Source organism: Streptomyces sp. NPDC126499, from assembly GCF_040302485.1.
Taxonomy (GTDB): Bacteria; Actinomycetota; Actinomycetes; order Streptomycetales; family Streptomycetaceae; genus Streptomyces.
On record NZ_JBEOUO010000010.1, the window covers coordinates 45,415 to 61,144 of the forward strand.

The 15,730-nt window shown below is 75.2% G+C and carries 14 protein-coding genes; 4 read left to right on the forward strand and 10 right to left on the reverse strand.

Annotated elements, in window-relative coordinates; translation table 11 throughout:
• Positions 1-2: 2 nt before the first annotated feature.
• From ABTZ91_RS16890 to ABTZ91_RS16905, 4 genes are all read right to left on the reverse strand, one after another.
• Positions 3-1,070 carry a PDR/VanB family oxidoreductase gene (locus ABTZ91_RS16890; protein ID WP_352077928.1) on the reverse strand — a complete coding sequence of 356 codons (1,068 nt, stop codon included), beginning with the start codon at positions 1,068-1,070 and terminating at the stop codon, positions 3-5.
• Positions 1,070-1,957 (reverse strand): metal-dependent hydrolase, encoded by an 888-nt coding sequence (locus tag ABTZ91_RS16895; RefSeq protein WP_352077929.1) that lies wholly within the window; start codon positions 1,955-1,957, stop codon positions 1,070-1,072. The genes ABTZ91_RS16890 and ABTZ91_RS16895 overlap by 1 nt, the downstream gene beginning before the upstream one ends.
• A gap of 430 nt (positions 1,958-2,387) precedes the next feature.
• Positions 2,388-4,328, reverse strand: coding sequence for a hypothetical protein (locus tag ABTZ91_RS16900; protein ID WP_352077930.1), 1,941 nt, complete (start codon positions 4,326-4,328; stop codon positions 2,388-2,390).
• 90 nt (positions 4,329-4,418) lie between these two features.
• Positions 4,419-5,219 carry a tyrosine-protein phosphatase gene (locus tag ABTZ91_RS16905; protein WP_352077931.1) on the reverse strand — a complete coding sequence of 267 codons (801 nt, stop codon included), beginning with the start codon at positions 5,217-5,219 and terminating at the stop codon, positions 4,419-4,421.
• 200 nt (positions 5,220-5,419) lie between these two features.
• Between ABTZ91_RS16905 and ABTZ91_RS16910 the strand changes: the two genes are divergently transcribed.
• Positions 5,420-6,064, forward strand: coding sequence for a hypothetical protein (locus ABTZ91_RS16910; protein ID WP_352077932.1), 645 nt, complete (start codon positions 5,420-5,422; stop codon positions 6,062-6,064).
• Between the two features lie 55 nt (positions 6,065-6,119).
• Positions 6,120-7,670, forward strand: coding sequence for a PepSY domain-containing protein (locus ABTZ91_RS16915; protein WP_352077933.1), 1,551 nt, complete (start codon positions 6,120-6,122; stop codon positions 7,668-7,670).
• A 30-nt stretch (positions 7,671-7,700) separates the two neighbouring features.
• Here the strand turns inward: ABTZ91_RS16915 and ABTZ91_RS16920 are convergent, their stop codons facing one another.
• From ABTZ91_RS16920 to ABTZ91_RS16940, 5 genes are all read right to left on the reverse strand, one after another.
• Complete coding sequence (locus tag ABTZ91_RS16920; protein ID WP_352077934.1) at positions 7,701-8,234, reverse strand: winged helix-turn-helix domain-containing protein; 534 nt, start codon at positions 8,232-8,234, stop codon at positions 7,701-7,703.
• 323 nt (positions 8,235-8,557) lie between these two features.
• Entirely contained in the window at positions 8,558-9,487 is a 930-nt protein-coding gene (locus ABTZ91_RS16925; RefSeq protein ID WP_352077935.1) for a DUF6891 domain-containing protein, read from the reverse strand.
• Positions 9,488-9,614: 127 nt separating this feature from the next.
• The gene (gene glnII, locus ABTZ91_RS16930) at positions 9,615-10,646 is read right to left on the reverse strand and encodes a glutamine synthetase (protein WP_352077936.1); all 1,032 of its coding nucleotides are present in this window, start codon (positions 10,644-10,646) and stop codon (positions 9,615-9,617) included.
• A 145-nt stretch (positions 10,647-10,791) separates the two neighbouring features.
• The gene (locus ABTZ91_RS16935) at positions 10,792-11,988 is read right to left on the reverse strand and encodes an ARPP-2 domain-containing protein (RefSeq protein WP_352077937.1); all 1,197 of its coding nucleotides are present in this window, start codon (positions 11,986-11,988) and stop codon (positions 10,792-10,794) included.
• A complete protein-coding gene (locus tag ABTZ91_RS16940) occupies positions 11,985-13,457 on the reverse strand; it encodes a hypothetical protein (protein WP_352077938.1) in 1,473 nt (490 codons plus the stop codon). Before ABTZ91_RS16940 ends, ABTZ91_RS16935 begins: the two co-directional genes overlap by 4 nt.
• A 374-nt stretch (positions 13,458-13,831) precedes the next feature.
• Between ABTZ91_RS16940 and ABTZ91_RS16945 the strand changes: the two genes are divergently transcribed.
• The gene (locus ABTZ91_RS16945) at positions 13,832-14,743 is read left to right on the forward strand and encodes a Gfo/Idh/MocA family oxidoreductase (RefSeq protein ID WP_352077939.1); all 912 of its coding nucleotides are present in this window, start codon (positions 13,832-13,834) and stop codon (positions 14,741-14,743) included.
• A gap of 177 nt (positions 14,744-14,920) precedes the next feature.
• Here ABTZ91_RS16945 and ABTZ91_RS16950 read toward each other — a convergent pair whose 3' ends face one another.
• Complete coding sequence (locus tag ABTZ91_RS16950) at positions 14,921-15,280, reverse strand: arsenate reductase family protein (RefSeq protein ID WP_352077940.1); 360 nt, start codon at positions 15,278-15,280, stop codon at positions 14,921-14,923.
• Between the two features lie 138 nt (positions 15,281-15,418).
• Between ABTZ91_RS16950 and ABTZ91_RS16955 the strand changes: the two genes are divergently transcribed.
• Positions 15,419-15,694, forward strand: coding sequence for a hypothetical protein (locus ABTZ91_RS16955; protein ID WP_352077941.1), 276 nt, complete (start codon positions 15,419-15,421; stop codon positions 15,692-15,694).
• Positions 15,695-15,730: the final 36 nt, after the last annotated feature.

Sequence of the window (15,730 nt, forward strand, 5' to 3'; positions counted from 1 at the left end):
GCCTACAGGTCGAGGACCAGCCGCTCACCCGTACAGCGCGAGACGCAGATCAGCATGGAGTCTGCCCGTTCGGCGTCGGTGAGCAGCTCGTCCCGGTGGTCGACCTCGCCCTCCAGGACCCGCTGCCGGCAGGTCCCGCAGAAGCCCTGCCGGCAGGAGTAGAGCACGTCCGGCACCGCCTCGCGGACCGCCGACAGCACCGACCGGTCGGCCGCCACCGTCAACGTCCTCCCGCTGCGCCGCAGTTCGACCTCGAAGGGCGTGCCGCCCTCGGTGCGGGCGGCCGAGAAGCGCTCCAGACGCGGCACCCGGCCCTCCGACAGGGCCGCGGACACCGCGTCCATCAGCCCTTCGGGGCCACAGCAGTAGACGGCCGTCTCGGCGGGGGTCGCGGCCAGGAAGGACAGGTCGGGCAGGCCGTCCTCGTCCTCGGCCACCACGGTGGTGCGGCCGCCGCCCAGCCGCTCCAGCTCGTCGGCGTACGGCATGCGGGCCCGGCTGCGCCCGCAGTACAGCAGCCGCCAGTCGGCACCGGCCGCCTCGGCCGCGCGGACCATCGGCAGGACGGGGGTGATGCCGATGCCGCCCGCGACGAAGACGTAGGCCGGTGCGGGGACGAGCGGGAAGCGGTTGCGGGGGCCGCGGATCTCGATCTCCGTGCCGACGTGCAGCTGCTCGTGCACCTCGCGCGAGCCGCCCCGGCCGCCCGCCTCCGCCTCGATGAGGCGGGTGGCGACGGTGTACGCGTCGCGGTCGGCCGGGTCGCCGCACAGCGAGTACTGGCGGACCAGGCCCGAGGGCAGGACGAGGTCGAGGTGCGCGCCGGGCTGCCAGGCGGGCAGATCCGTACCCTCCAGGCGCAGTTGGACCACGCCCTCGGCGGGCTCGGTGCGCGCGGCGACGAGCACGCGCCGGGTGACGGTGGCCTGCCGCCCGCGGCCGGAGACCGGCTCGTCGAGCGCGGGCATCGGCCACAGCGGCGAGGCCGCGATCCGGCGCCGCAGCGCCCGCTTGGCGAGCAGCGCGGCTCCGGTGACGAGAAGGACGGTACGGAGTCGGGTGCGGCCCATCAGTGCCGGCCTCCGCCCGCGCCGGGGGAGCTCGCGAGGTAGGCGACGGCCTGCGCGGTGGAGCCCTCCTGCGAGGGGTGGTAACTCCGGCTCAGATAGCGGGGGATCGAACGGAGCATGTCCGGCGTCGACGGCAGCACGCCCTCGCGGCCCTTGCGGATCAGCTGGCCGACCCACGGCTTGGCGTCGAGGAGCGTCGGGTCGTTCTCCATGAAGAAGCGGACCCCGCGCTGCCACAGGAAGACGAGTGCGGTGAACGCGGTCGCCCAGGTGCGGGCGCGCCGCCGGTAGGTGCCGTCCAGGTGCAGGAACAGCTCGAAGGCGACCGAGCGGTGCTCGACCTCCTCGGCGCCGTGCCAGCGCAGCAGGTCGAGCATCACCGGGTCGGCACCGACCCGGTCGAGCGCCTCGGCGTTGAGTACCCAGTTGCCGAGGAAGGCGGTGTAGTGCTCGATGGCGGCGATCAGCGCGACCCGCTCCATCAGCCACCAGCGGCGCGGCCGGCCCGGCGGCAGCGTCCGGTCGCCGAGCAGCTTCTCGAAGAACCAGTCCACCTGGGCGGTGTACGGGGTCGGGTCGAGCCCCAGCTTCCTGAGATGGGGCAGCACGTCGTCATGGGCCTGGGAGTGGACGGCCTCCTGCCCGATGAACCCGATGACGTCCGCGCGCAGCCGCTCGTCCGTGATGTACGGCAGGACCTGCCGGTAGACGTGTACGAACCAGCGTTCGCCGGCGGGCAGGAGCAGGTGCAGCACGTTGATGGTGTGGGTGGTGAAGGGGTCGCCGGGAACCCAGTGGAGCGGTGTCCCCTCCCAGTCGAAGGAGACCTTGCGGGCCTTGAGTTCGATGTGCTCCGACGCCACCGGTGCGGGCTGCGTATTAGACATGGCGTCAATGTACTGAGGGGTAGACGAGGGGGCCAGGGGCGTGCACGGGCTTTTTGCCGGTGGCACGGCGTGGGGCAGGGGCCCGTGGCGGGGTGTAGGCCAGGGGCGGGCCTCGCGCCTGTGGCGGGGTGCGGGTCCGGCGCCCGTGACGGGGCGGGCCGGGAGTGGGCCTCGCGCCTGTGGCAGGGCGTGGGTCAGGGGTCAGCGGTGAGGCGCGGGTCAGGGGCGGGCACGGTGCCTGTGGCAGGGCGTCGGCCAGGGGCCCCTGGCGGGCCCGTCGTGGGGCGCGGCCCAGGGCCGGGCATGGTGCCTGTGGCAGGGCGTCGGCCAGGGCCGGGTCCGGTGCCTGTGGCAGGGCGTCGGCCAAGGGCCCCTGGCGGGTCCGTCGTGGGGCGCGGCCCAGGGGCGGCCCCCGCGCCGGGCGGCGAGGTCAGCGCAGCGCCCCCACCCGCGTCCCGTCCTCCAGGGTGCCCGTCAGGACCGCCCGGCTCCCCGGCGTCCCCTTCACCGCCAGCACATGGCCCTCGGCCTCCCCCCGTACCCCGCCCGACAGCTCCAGCGAGGCGAAGTCCTCCGCGCCCGCCGCCAGCACGTACCACTGTCCGCTCCTCGCCTGCCACACCGCTCCGGCCAGCACCCGCGGCTCCCGGGGCCCGCAGGCGGGCGAGCCCTCCGAGCGGGCCGCGAGCGCCGCCGGGCCGGTCGCGCCCGGCGCCCCGAACAGGGCCAGGGTCCGGCTGCCCGTGCCCCGCCAGGTCTCCGCCCGCGCGCACAGCCACTGCGCGCGCCCCGCGCCCTCGGGCAGCCGCTGGGTCGCGTACACCCAGGAGTTCACCGCCCGCACCCCGTGCGAGCGCATGGCCGCCAACTGGCAGGCCACCCGCGCCCACTCGGCCCGCGCCGCCGCGCCCGTCACGTCGGCGGGCCGGCCGGGCGGGCCCGAGGTCAGCCGGGCCGGGGCCAGCTCGCCCAGGTCGGTCAGGAGCCGCGTCCCGGTCTCGTCCCGCACCTGGAGCACGCTCCAGCGCGTACAGCCCGGTGCCGTCACCGGGCTCGGGAGGGGCTCCGTCACCCCGTGCGCGTCCCGCGCCAGGACCCGCGGCTCCTTGTCCGGCAGCAGCAGGTCCCGTACCGCCGCCTCCCGCACCCAGGGCGCCGTCAGATAGCGGACGTTGCCCGCTGCCCGGGAGACCACGAGCGCCGCCGAGCCGACCGCGTCCGCCCCGTCCGTCCGCGCGAAGTCCAGCGCCGCCCCGCCGGTGCTCCCGGCCGGCTCCGCGTACCGCACCACCCGCAGCCCGTCGAAGAACAGCACCACGTTCGCCGCGTCGATTCGCCCGGCGTACAGCAGTTGCGGCGAGCCCATCGGCGGCCCCGGCGGCGTCCCGGGCGTCGCCGAGGCCCGCACGGTCGGCCCCGGCCGCGCCCACACCGCGAGCGCCCTGCGCAGCAGCGCCGCGTCGTCCGTGAGGTCGCCGCGCACCGGCCACACCGAGAAGTCCGTCCGCGACGAGATCTGCCGGGCCGACGCGCCGACCCGCTTCAGCCCCTCCGGGTCGAGCGCCGCCTCCGCGGCCGGGTTACGGGCGTACGAGGGCGCCGCAGCACCGTTTCTGCCCCACCCGTCGCCCGGCAGCCCGAGCAGCGTCCCGCACACCACGACCGCAGCTGCCGCCGCCAGTGCCGCCTTGCCGTGCTGGCGCCGCCGCATCAGATCCGTCGGCCGCGCCTGGAGCGAGCACGGGTCGAACTCGGCCGACTCCAGGAGCACGGCCCCGCCGAATCCGCCCGGCGCCTCGACCCCGTCCGCCTCCGCGAGCGCCGCCTCCGGGTCCGGGGCCCCGGCCGCCGCCAGGACCCGCAGCACCTCCGGGTCGCCCTGCCGCTCCAGACCGCGCAGCACGTACGCCGCCCGGCCCGCTCCGGAGAGCGCGGACAGGCTCTGGTCCAGGGCCAGTTCGTCGGCGCCGCCGGCCCGCGGGAACAGCCTGAGGCCCCACACCTGCGGCAGCAGCGGCGGGAACTGCGCCCGCCGCGGCAGCGCCCGGCGCAGCAGCGGCAGCCCGGCGGCCAGCGCCTGCCGCAGCACCTCGCCCCGCACGTACGCGTACCCCGGGTCCACGGCGTCCTCCGCCGCCCGGCGCGCCCCCGGCAGCGCCCCGGCGGCGCCGGAGACGCGGCGGCGCGGCAGCGAACGCTGCACGAGGGCGTGCGCGGTCAGCACCCGGCGGTTGCGCCCCAGGGAGGGCGGCAGCACCAGATAGGCGATCCGGACGAGCCGCGGATAGTGCTCGACGAGCGCGGCCTCGGCCTGCTCGACGTCGACCGGACCGGGCGAGCCGGGGGCGGGGGCGAGTTCCTGGGTGCTCACGTTCAGCAGAACGAGCGAATGATGCGATGGTCACCCCGGCGGGCCGGCCCGCCGCCTGGGCCCGGCCCGCGTGCGGCGACGGGCCCCGCCTCAGGCCGCGTACACCGTCAGGCGCTCGCGGATCACGTCGGTGACCTCCTCCGGCACGCCGAGCCCCTCCCGTACGTACTTCTCCATCGACCCGTGCCGCACCGCCACCTCGTCCAGCGCCGCCTCCAGGTACTCCGGCACCACCCCGATCAGCGCAAGCGCCAGATCCGGGTCGCCGCCCTGCGCCGTGAACCCCTCGATGAGCGGCGCGAAGGCCAGGCGCACTCCGGGATTGACCGCCAGGTACTCCGTCATCACCGTCTCCGCGTCCGCGCCGAGCACCGAGAGCAGGATCGTCGCCGCCCAGCCGGTCCGGTCCTTGCCGGCCGTGCAGTGGAAGAGCAGCGGACCCGCCGACGGATCGCCCAGCTCGGTCAGGAAGGCCCGGTAGGAGGCGCGCGCCGACTCGCTGGTCACGAAGGCGCGGTACGTCCGGGTGAACGCCTCCTGGGCCCGGCCGCCGCCCAGGTGCTTCTCGGCGAGCGCCGGATCGGAGAGCAGCGTCTTGAGCCGGGCGGCGGGCGGCAGACCGCTGGTCGCCAGATAGTCGGCCAGCACGTCCGCGACGAGCAGCCGCCCGCCCGGCGGCACCCGGTCGGGCCGCTCCGCCCGCTCGGCGGCGGTGCGGAAGTCGACGACGGTACGGATCCCGAGCGCGGACACCAGCGGCTCGGCGGCGTCCAGCCGGTCGAGCTGCCCGGAGCGGAAGACCAGCCCCTCGCGGACACTGCGGCCGTCACCGAGGGGAAGGGTGCCGAGATCGCGGAGGTTGGCGACGCTGGCGGCGGGGATGGCGGGCATGCGGCGACTCCTCCGAAAACGGTACAAATCATGCTTTTCCACGAACCGTAGCTGATACCCCGGCAGGCGGTCTTACGGGTGCGGCGGCGGAATGAAACGATGGCGCCACCATGACGCACACCCGGTCGCCGCTGCGCGCCCTCCGTGCCGCACTCTTCGCGGCGGTGTGCGTGACTTTGGCCGCCATGGGGCATTCGTCCATGTCTGCCCACGCGATCCCGGCGGGTTCCCTCCTCACCGCCTTCGCGGTGACGGCCGCCCTCGCCTGGAGCGCCGCGGACCGCCGCCGAGGCCCCCTCGCCATCGCGACCGGCCTGGCCGCCGTCCAGGGCGTGCTGCACCTGATCTTCGGAGCGGGGGAGCACGGCGGGGGCTCGGAGGCCGGGATCCCGGCCGAGGTGCTCGCCGACCCCTACCTGACGCACGCGGCCCACGCCGCGCAGGCCGCCGCCCATGCCGCGCAGGCGGAGCACATGGCGCACGGCATGACGCACGGCATGACGCACGGCATGGCCATGGGCGGTGGCTCCGCCGGAGCGGGGTCCGGCGCCGGCATGCTCGCCGCCCACCTGCTCGCCGCCCTCGTCTGCGGGCTCTGGCTGGCCCGCGGCGAGGCCGCGCTGTTCGCCCTCGCGCGGACCGCCGGCGCCCGGGCCGCCGCCCCGCTGCGGCTGCTCCTCGCCGCCGGGCGGCTCCTGGTCCCCGTACCGCCCGCCCCGCGCCGCGTGCGCCCCCGCGCGCACACCCGCCGGCTCCATGGCGTCGTCCTCGCCCACTCCGTCTCCCGGCGCGGCCCGCCCCGCCCGCCCGCACCCCGCGCCACGGCCCTCGGAGCACACGTCTGACGTGGATCGACCGGGGGTCGCTTCCCCATGTCGACACACACGTCCGAGGACTGTCATGACCATCGACGACCTGCCACGCCCGGAGACCGGGGAGACACCCGTCGCCGGCCCCACCGAAACCGCCGGCATCACCGAAACCGCCGGCACCCCCGCCACCACCGAAACCACCGAAACCGCCGGGACCACCGACACCCCCGGCACTCCCGCCCGATCGCCGCGCGGCTGGGCGGCCCTGCGCCCCCTCGTCCTGCGCCTGCACTTCTACGCGGGCGTCCTCGTCGCCCCGTTCCTCCTCGTGGCCGCCGTCAGCGGCCTGCTGTACGCGCTCTCCTACCCGGCCGAGAAGCTGGTGTACGCGCACGAGCTCGAGGTCCCGGTGCCGGACGGCGCCGACGCCCTGCCGCTCTCGCGCCAGGTCGGGGCCGCCCGTGCCGCCAACGCCGACGGCACCGTCACCGCCGTCTGGCCCGGCGCCGAACCCGGTGCGACCACCCGCGTCCTGATGGCCGACCCGGACGCTCCCGAAGGCGCCTCCATGGCCGTCTTCGTCGACCCGTACACCGCGGAGATACGCGGACAGCTGCCCAGCTACGGCAGCAGCGGCGCGCTGCCGCTGCGCACCTGGATCTCGCGGTTCCACGTCGACCTGCACCTCGGCGAGCTCGGCCGCAACTACAGCGAACTGGCCGCGAGCTGGCTGTGGGTGGTCGCGCTCGGCGGTCTGCTGCTGTGGCTGGGCCGCCGCCGGAAGAACCGCCGCGACCTCTTCCTGCCCGAGCGCGGGCCCAAGTCCCGCCGCCGCACGCTGTCCTGGCACGGAGCGGTGGGCCTGTGGGCCGTGACCGGACTCGTGGCGCTCTCCGCCACCGGTCTGACCTGGTCGAAGTACGCGGGCGAGAACATCGGCGGCGTCCAGGACCGGCTCGGCGGCGCCACCCCCGCGCTGTCCGCGGCCCTCGACGCCGGAGCCGGCACCGGAGGGGGCGCGGGCGGTGAGCACGCGGGGCACGGTGCCGGCCACCACCCGGCGCCGCCGAATCCCGCCCCGGGCACGGACATCGGCATCGACAAGGCCGTCGAGGCCGCCCGCGCGGCCGGGATCGACAGCCCGTCGATCTCCGTCGCGCCGCCCGCCGAGGGTGCCGGCTACGTCGTGAAGGAGACCGACAAGCAGTTTCCGGTCGAGCTGGACTCCGTCGCCCTGAACCCGGCCGACGGCACCGTCCTCGACGAGCTCCGCTTCGCGGAGTACCCGCTCCTCGCGAAGCTCACCCGGATCGGCATCGACGCCCACATGGGCGTCTTCCTCGGCCTGTTCAACCAGCTGGCGCTCGCCGCCCTCGCGCTCGCCCTGATCCTGCTGATCGTCTGGGGCTACCGCATGTGGTGGCTGCGCCGCCCGGGCCGCCCGGCCGCGCGCGGGGCGTGGCGCAAGGTCCCGGCGCCCCTGCTGCTGCCGCTGCTCGCCGCGACCGCGCTGGCCGGCTGGTTCGTGCCGCTGCTCGGCATCAGCCTGGTCGCGTTCCTGGCCGTCGACCTCGCCCTCGGGCTCGTCGCACGGGCGAAGGCGAGGGCTGAGGAGAAGGCGGGCGCGCCGGCCGGCTGACCGTCGGCCGGCCGACCGCCGGCCGCCCGCTCAGGGCGCGTACTTGTAGCCGACCCGCCGCACGGTCTGGATCGTGTGGCGGTGCTCGGCGCCCAGCTTGCGGCGCAGCCGGGCCACGTGGACGTCGACGGTCCGGCCGTCGCCCACGTGCCCGTATCCCCACACCGTGGTGACCAGCTGGTCGCGGCTGTGCACCCGGTGCGGGTGGGCGACGAGATGGGCGAGGAGCTCGAACTCCAGATACGTCAGGTCGAGCGCCCGCCCGTCGACGCGGGCGATCCGCTGCGCCCCGTCGATGACGACCGGGCCCTGCGCGGCGCCCGTCGCCGGCGCCCCGGCGGGCGCCGGCGGCTGCTGGTCGGCGGGCAGCAGCACCAGGTAGCCGACCATCGGCGGCCGGCCGGGCAGCGCCGGCAGCGTGTGCTGCGGGGCGGGCAGGAGCGTGGCGCCGGGCGGCAGGAAGTCGGCGACCCGCGCCAGACCGGCGGCCTCGTCGGGGTCGACGGCGCGCAGGCGGGGACGGGCGGTGGTCAGGGTGGCGGTGGCAGCCTGGGTGTGGGCCATGAGGAATCAGCTCTTTCGCGCGGGTCACGGACGGACGGTCGGGCGTCGTACGTACGTCATGCGCGTCGGCCGAAGGCCGGAAGGACCGGAACCTACCGGTCGCGGCTTTAGAGGGCCGACGCGTTCCTCACGCGCCGACAGCACCGGTCGAAGTCGTGGTGCTGGCGGGAAGGCCAGAACGGCTCGAGGTCGGGGCGACCCGTCGCGGTGTCGTTCTGCATGCTGGCCATATCCCTATTAAACCAGGAGGGAAGTGCGGTGGGCAGCCCCTGATACGTCACACCGCCCCGCAAGGATGCCGGCGGCCTACGGCTGACGACGGCTCAACCCGTCAGCCGCTTGCGCCAGTCCAGCCCCGTCACCTTCACCGCCTGCCCCGGATCCCCGTCCCACTCCACCGTCAGGCCCTGCCCGCGCAGCGCCTCGGCCACCTCCCCGCCGACCGCCGCGGTCGTCTCCTCGGACCCGTCGAATCCCCCGTACAGCAGGTACAGCGGCCCGCCCGAGGCGGCGCTCTCCGTGCCCTGGGTGTGGAAGAAGACGAACCCCCGTGCCTCCTCGGCGCCGTCCTCCATGCCGATCTCCGACAGGCCGCAGGAGCGGCAGCAGGTGAAGTGCTCGCGGGCGACGATCCCGGCGGCGTCGAGCGCGGTGAACGCGGCCGTGATCCGCTCCGGGTCCGTCGTGCCCTCCCAGCCGGCCGTCTCCGCGACCCGCTCCCGCCACAGCCGGTCCACCAGCTCCTCGGCCTGACGCCGCGACACCGGCCGCCCGTCCCGCGTGGTCAGGTAGTCCTCCGCCGTCTCCGCCAGCCGCTCCCGGTCGTCGTAGCCGCAGACGAGCAGCTCGCGCACCCGGGCCTCCAGCCGCACCCGTATCTCCTCGGGGAGTTCGGGCGCGGCGGGCTCGGGCGGGAAGCCCATGTTCTCCCACACGATCCCCGTGTCCTCGCCGGCGGCGGCGAAGTCGGCGGCGCCGCGCGCCCACGCCATGAGGACCTCCGCGACCCGGGCCGGCTCGTCGAGCCGCGTCCCGAAGTGGAGCTCGGGCGCCCCGGCCCGGTGCTCCACCTGGTAGGGGCCGCCGTCGCCGTACCAGACCTGCGCGAACACGGCCGGCAGGTCCGGTATCCGCTGCACGATCAGGAAACGGTCCCCTTCCGCGCCGATCCGCCGCACGAGCCCGGCCAGGTCCTCCTCGGACGGCCGGACGTGCCTCTCCCCGTTCTCGGTCCTCACCGTGATGTCGAGCATGCGTTCACGATGGCAGACCCCACTGACAACGCGAGGAGGGGGCACCCGCCGTCACGGCGGGCACCCCCTCCTCGGAAGGTGCGGATCGGACCCGGTCCCGGACGTGGTCGCGGTCCCCGGCCCGGTCTCAGACCTGGCCGGCCTTCTCCAGGGCCTCGCAACAGGTGTCCACAAGGAGGCGGGTCACCGTGTACGGGTCCACGTTGGCGTTCGGACGGCGGTCCTCGATGTAGCCCTTCCGGTCCTGCTCGACCTGCCACGGGATGCGGACCGAGGCGCCGCGGTCGGAGACGCCGTAGGAGTACTGGTCCCACGGGGCGGTCTCGTGCAGACCGGTCAGGCGGTCGTCGATGCCCGCGCCGTAGTTCTTGACGTGGTCGAGCGGCTTCGAGCCCTCGCCCAGCGCCTCGCAGGCGGTGATGATCGCGTCGTAGCCCTCGCGCATCGCCTTGGTGGAGAAGTTGGTGTGCGCGCCCGCGCCGTTCCAGTCGCCCTTCACCGGCTTCGGGTCCAGGGTCGCGGCGACGTTGAAGTCCTCGGCCGTGCGGTAGAGCAGCCAGCGGGCCACCCACAGCTGGTCGGCGACCTCCAGCGGCGCCAGCGGGCCGACCTGGAACTCCCACTGGCCCGGCATGACCTCGGCGTTGATGCCGGAGATGCCCAGACCCGCCTTGAGGCAGTTCTCCAGGTGCGCCTCGACGATCGGGCGGCCGTGGATCTCGTCCACGCCGACACCGCAGTAGTAGCCGCCCTGCGGGGCGGGGAAGCCGTTCACGGGGAAGCCGAGCGGACGGTTGCCCTCGAAGAAGGTGTACTCCTGCTCGATGCCGAAGATCGGCTCCTGGTCGGCGTACCTGGCGTAGGTCTCCACCAGCGCGGCGCGCGTGTTGGACGCGTGCGGCGTCATGTCCGTGTTGAGCACCTCGCACAGCACCAGCACGTCGTTGCCGCCGCGGATCGGGTCCGGGCAGGAGAAGACCGGCTTGAGGACGCGGTCCGAGGCGTGGCCCTCGGCCTGGTTGGTGCTGGAACCGTCGAAGCCCCAGATCGGCAGCTCCTCCAGCGGAAGGCCCTCGCCCGGGATGATCTTCGTCTTGGAACGGAGCTTGGCGGTCGGCTCGGTGCCGTCGATCCAGATGTACTCAGCCTTGAAGGTCACGGGCCTCATCCTTTGGCGTGGTGCTGCGGGTGCTGGCGGGGCGGCGGCTCGCGACGTCGCGAGGGCTGCGGTGGCGTGTCTGCGCGCACGCAGCTTCGCAACACGGGATTTCCCGTCGATTGCCCGATTGTGAACCCCGTGTTACTCAGCCTTCCCGCTCTTCCCGCAGCCGCCGTGCGACCACGTGCGCCTCCAGGAGCTCCCCCAGACCGGCCCTGCGGATCCGCGCCATCAGCTCCGCGTACGAGGTGCCGAGCGCCTCCGCCGTACGGCCCGGGTGCCAGTCGCAGTCCGCCAGCCTGCGCAGCAGGTACCCCCGTCTGACCTGCGCCTCCGACAGCCGGAACGTCTTCAGGTAGGCCGTCCGGCCCCGGTGGTCGGTGATCAGCTCGCCGATGTGCTGCTCCTGCCCCGAGCGCAGGAACGGAGGCAGGAACCGGTACAGACCGAAACGCCCGGCCCGGTAGACCCGCTCGAAGGCGTACGACGTCCCCAGGAGGTCCCGCGCCATCAGGTCGTCGTGCGCCGCCGCCCACTCCCGCGCCTGCGCGTCCGCCGCCGCCCGGAGCTGCGCGAGCGAGTGCACGCGCTCGCCGTCCAGGGCGGCCGTGAACTCCGGCACCGGACCGCCGTACAGCCCGTACTGGTGCACCAGCTCCCCGAACAGGTCCTCGACCAGCGTCGGGTGCAGCACCCGGTAGTCCTCCGGGTGCGGGACGACGAAGGCCGCGGCGAGGGCGTCGGCCACGTACAGCAGCATGCCGCACTGCCCGGGGTGGATCTCGAAGACCCGCAGCGCCTCCGTGAGCCCCGGCACCTGCCACCCCGCGTACGCGGCCTCCGCGCGCGGCGACAGGCCCCGCCGTACCGCCTGCCGGGACCACTCGTCCCAGACGACGGACGGCCCGCCGAAGTGCAGCGCCAGATAGCCCTCCAGGGCGAGGTGCAGCGGAAGGAACCGCAGCCGTGGCTCGCCGTGCCGGCGCCGCGCGAGCCGCCGTACGGGCACGGCGGCCGCGGGGACCCCGCCACCGAGCCGCGTCCCGTACGCGGCGGCCTCCCCACGCGCGCGCGTGCCGATGCCGGTGCCGTCGGCCGCACCCGGGGCCGTGCCCGGATCCGTGCCGGGTTCCGACCAGTCGGCGACGAGGCCGTGCGGGATGTAGGAGGTGTACGTCGTGCCGTCGCCGACGTCCACCGTGGCGGTGCCGCAGTGGGCGTACACCTCGCGGTGCAGCCGCAGGCCCTCGACCGGCTCGTCCCGCACCAGCGGCACGAGCCGCACCCCGCCCCACACCTGCGCGGGCCGCACCCGCAGCCCCGCCAGATCGATCCGGGTCACCGCCCGCCTCCTTCCCCGGGACCGACCCCAGGCCCGGCCGCGGATCCGTCCCGGGCCCCGGCGGACCCGCCGAGGAACAGCTCCACCCGGCGGTCCAGATACGCCCGCAGCTCCGCGAGCCCCTCGCGGCCCTCCGCGAAGCGGGCGATCTCCACCAGCGCCGGCAGGTCCTCCGCGTCCCGGATCCCGGCCGTCGGCACTCCGGGAGCGAGCCGGCGCACGTCGAAGACCTCCGCGTCGTATACGGGGTTCACATGGACCGCGCTCGTCCGGCGCTCGGGATCGAGGCGCGAGCGCCACACCCGCAGCACCTCTCCCGCCAGTCCCGGCGGCGCGTTGTCCCAGCCGTCCGAGACGATCAGCAGCCGCTCCGGAGCGTCCTCCAGGGCGTCGACGATCCGCATCCCGAGCGGCGTCGCCCCGAAGGGCCGTACGAGCAGCGGATCGCGCGCCCCGGACGTCCAGTGCGCCGTGTACGCGCCGGGCGCGGCCAGCGCCTCCAGGAGGAAGTGGCAGCCGAGCGCGACCGCCAGCGGACGGCGCCGTTTCACCGCCGAACCGGACGAGGACCAGCTGTCGTCGAGCACGGCCGCCACCCGGCCCCAGCCGCCCGCGTGCGGCCCGGCCACGCGCCGCGCCGCCGCCCGCAGCGCCCCGGTCAGCTCCGCGCGGCGCTCCCTCCTCTCCCCGAAGGGGAGGGACAGGACGTACAGCGCGAGCCGGGTCAGCGGCATCGCGGACAGGTCGGTCCCGGTCGCGGCCGGGCGGCTGCGCAGCCGCTCCAGGCGCGTCATCCGGGGCGCCATCCGCTCCAGGAACACCTCGCGCGGTATCCCGTGCCGGGCGGCGAACCCCTCGGCCACCGTGAACGGCAGCTCGTACAGCGCCCCCTGCTCATGGCGCGCCCGGCGGAACGCCTCCAGGACGGGCTGCGCGTAGCGGGCGCGGCGGCCCGGCGCGAAGAGGAAGTCGCCGGTCTCGCCGTCGTGCTCGCCGTCGGGGCCGCCCGGCAGCGGCAGATGGGCGTGCCGGGCGGCGGCCTTGAGACCGGACCGGTACTTCACGGCGTCGTGCGCGAGATCGGGGCGGCCCGCCAGCCAGTCGCGGACGATCGCCCGGGTGCGCCGGTTGTTCACCCCGGCGGCGCGCAGGGCCCGGAAGACCCGGTAGACGCGCTGCGGCGGCATCGCCGCGAGCCGCGCCGCGATCAGCCGCCCCTCCAGGGGATCCGCCTCCGCCGGCGTGCGCAACAGCGCCTCGACGATCAGGGCGGCGTTGTGGTCGTTGACGTCGAGGGCGAGCGCGGCGGCGTACAGCGGCCGGTAGTTGACCCGCACGTACTCGTGCAGGAACGCGAGGGAGAGCCGCTGCTCCTCGGCCGTGGCGCGGAACTCCCGCTGACCGGTGGCCGTGACGGCCGCGTTGACGAAGAGGAGCACGTCCTCGGCGGCGACGAGGTCGGACGACATTCCTTCTCTCCGTTCACGGGTGCCGGCCGGGGAATGGGGGCGCGAACAGCGAATACGTTGCTTCAGAGGCAGGTCCCGGAAGTCGCACCGGAGTCCCGCGGCCGGCCCGGGAACGCTAACACCGGGGGAGGGGAGCGGGTCCACCGGATATCCGGCGGGCGGTGGTGGGGCGGTGGTGGGACGGGGGCGCGGGATCGTGGGGTCGCTCGGCGGACCGGGGCGAAGGGCGCTCGGCGGGCCGGGCGCGGTGGGGGCGCGTGATCAGCTCGGCCGGGGCGCGGGGAGCGCCCCGGGCGTGCGCTCCGGGGCGGACCAGGGGCTGCTCGGGGGGATCCCGGAGCCGGGAGCCGCGGCGGCCCGGCAGACTGGTGGGCATGACGAAGCTCCCGGGCGGCAAGCCCCGTATCGGTCTCCTCGGCACCGGCCCCTGGGCCGAGCGCACCCACGCGCCCGCCCTCGCCGCCCACCCGGGCGTGGAGTTCAGCGGAGTGTGGGGCAGACGCGCCGAGCCGGCCGCCGCGCTGGCCGCCGCCTGCGGCACGCGGGCGTACGACGACGTGGACGCCCTCCTCGCCGCGAGCGACGCCGTCGCCCTCGCCCTGCCGCCGGACGTCCAGGCCCCGCTGGCCGCGCGGGCCGCCGCGGCCGGCTGCCATGTGATCCTCGACAAGCCGGTGGCGACCTCCGTGGCGACGGCCCGCGAGCTCGCCGACGCGGTGACCAAGGCCCAGGTCGCGTCCGTGGTGTTCTGCACCCTGCGGTTCGCGCCGGCCACCGCCCGCTGGATCGACGAACAGGCGGCGGCGGGCGGCTGGTTCCTGGGCGAGGCGCACTGGCTCGGCTCCCTCTTCGCCCCCGGCTCCGCCAGCGCCTACGCCGCCTCGCCCTGGCGGCGCGAGAAGGGCGGCCTGTGGGACGTGGGCCCGCACGTCCTGTCCGTGTTCCTGCCGGTCCTCGGCGACGTCACCGCCGTGACCTGCGCGGCCGGCCCCGCCGACACCCGCCACCTGGTGCTGCGGCACACCTCCGGCGCCACCAGCACGGCCACGCTCACCCTCAGTGCCCCGCCCGCCGCCGCCGAGGCCGCGCTCTCGCTGTACGGGGAGCGGGGCCGGTCGGCGATGCCCGACTGGGACGGCGCCCTGGACGCCTTCGGCGGTGCGGTGGACGCCCTCCTGGAGGCGATACGGACCGGCGAGCCGCACTCCTGCGACGTGCGGTTCGGGGCACGGCTCACCGAGATCCTGGCGGAGGCGGAGGCCGCGGCTCCCATGGTGACGGTCTGACGGGCAGGGGCAGGGTGCCGGCCACTGCCGACCACGCGGACCGGGAATGAGGGACGTCAAAGACGCCCATGAGGGTGGTCAGTTGCGGCGCGGCGGCCGGCCCGGCGCCGGGCCCGGTCGGTCTCGTCGGGCACTCCTACGGCGTCTGGACCGCCCGCCACTTCGCCTGACGGAGGATCAGCGGGACAGCGCGTCCCGCACGGCCTCCTCGGTCCGCGCGACGACCGCCGTGCCGTCGTCGGCGGTGATGATCGGCCGCTGGATCAGCTTCGGGTGCGCCGCCAGCGCCTCCACCCAGCGGTCCCGGTGTTCCGCGTCCTTCGGCCACTCCTTGAGGCCCAGCTCCTTCGCGGCCGCCTCCTGCGTCCGCGTGATGTCCCACGGCTCGAGGCCCAGCCGGTCCAGCACCTCCCGGATCTCCTCGGGCGACGGCACGTCCTCCAGATAGCGCCGCACGGTGTAGTCGGCGCCCTCGGCGTCCAGCAGGGTCAGCGCGCCACGGCACTTGGAACAGGCGGGGTTGATCCAGATCTCCATGCCTCCCAACGTACCGCCCCCACCCCCTGCGAAAGCCGTTCTGGCCAGGGACGATTGTCAGTGGTCGCCACTAAAATCGAGGGTGAAGGTGAGGGTCCCGGGGAGGGCCCCCGCCCACCGTTCGCCAGGAGGTCGCCCATGGCAGTCGCCATGATCCGGACACCGTCCCTCGAACCCTGGAAGCCCCTCCAGAAGAAGCCGCTCCCCGCGGGCCGCCCCCGCGAGTGGTACGTCACCCACAACCGCCGACTGAAGGCCATGCGCCTCGCGATCGCCCTGCTCGACGCGGGCGTCTACCTGCCCTCCCGCGCCACGAACGCGAAGATACGCACGACCGCCACCCAGCTCGGCATCCACCCGCCCTCCGACACCACCTGCCACATGGTCCGCGCCCTGATCCGCTACGGCCGCTGACGTCCGGGCGCTGCCCGGCCCACGCCGGGCAGCGCC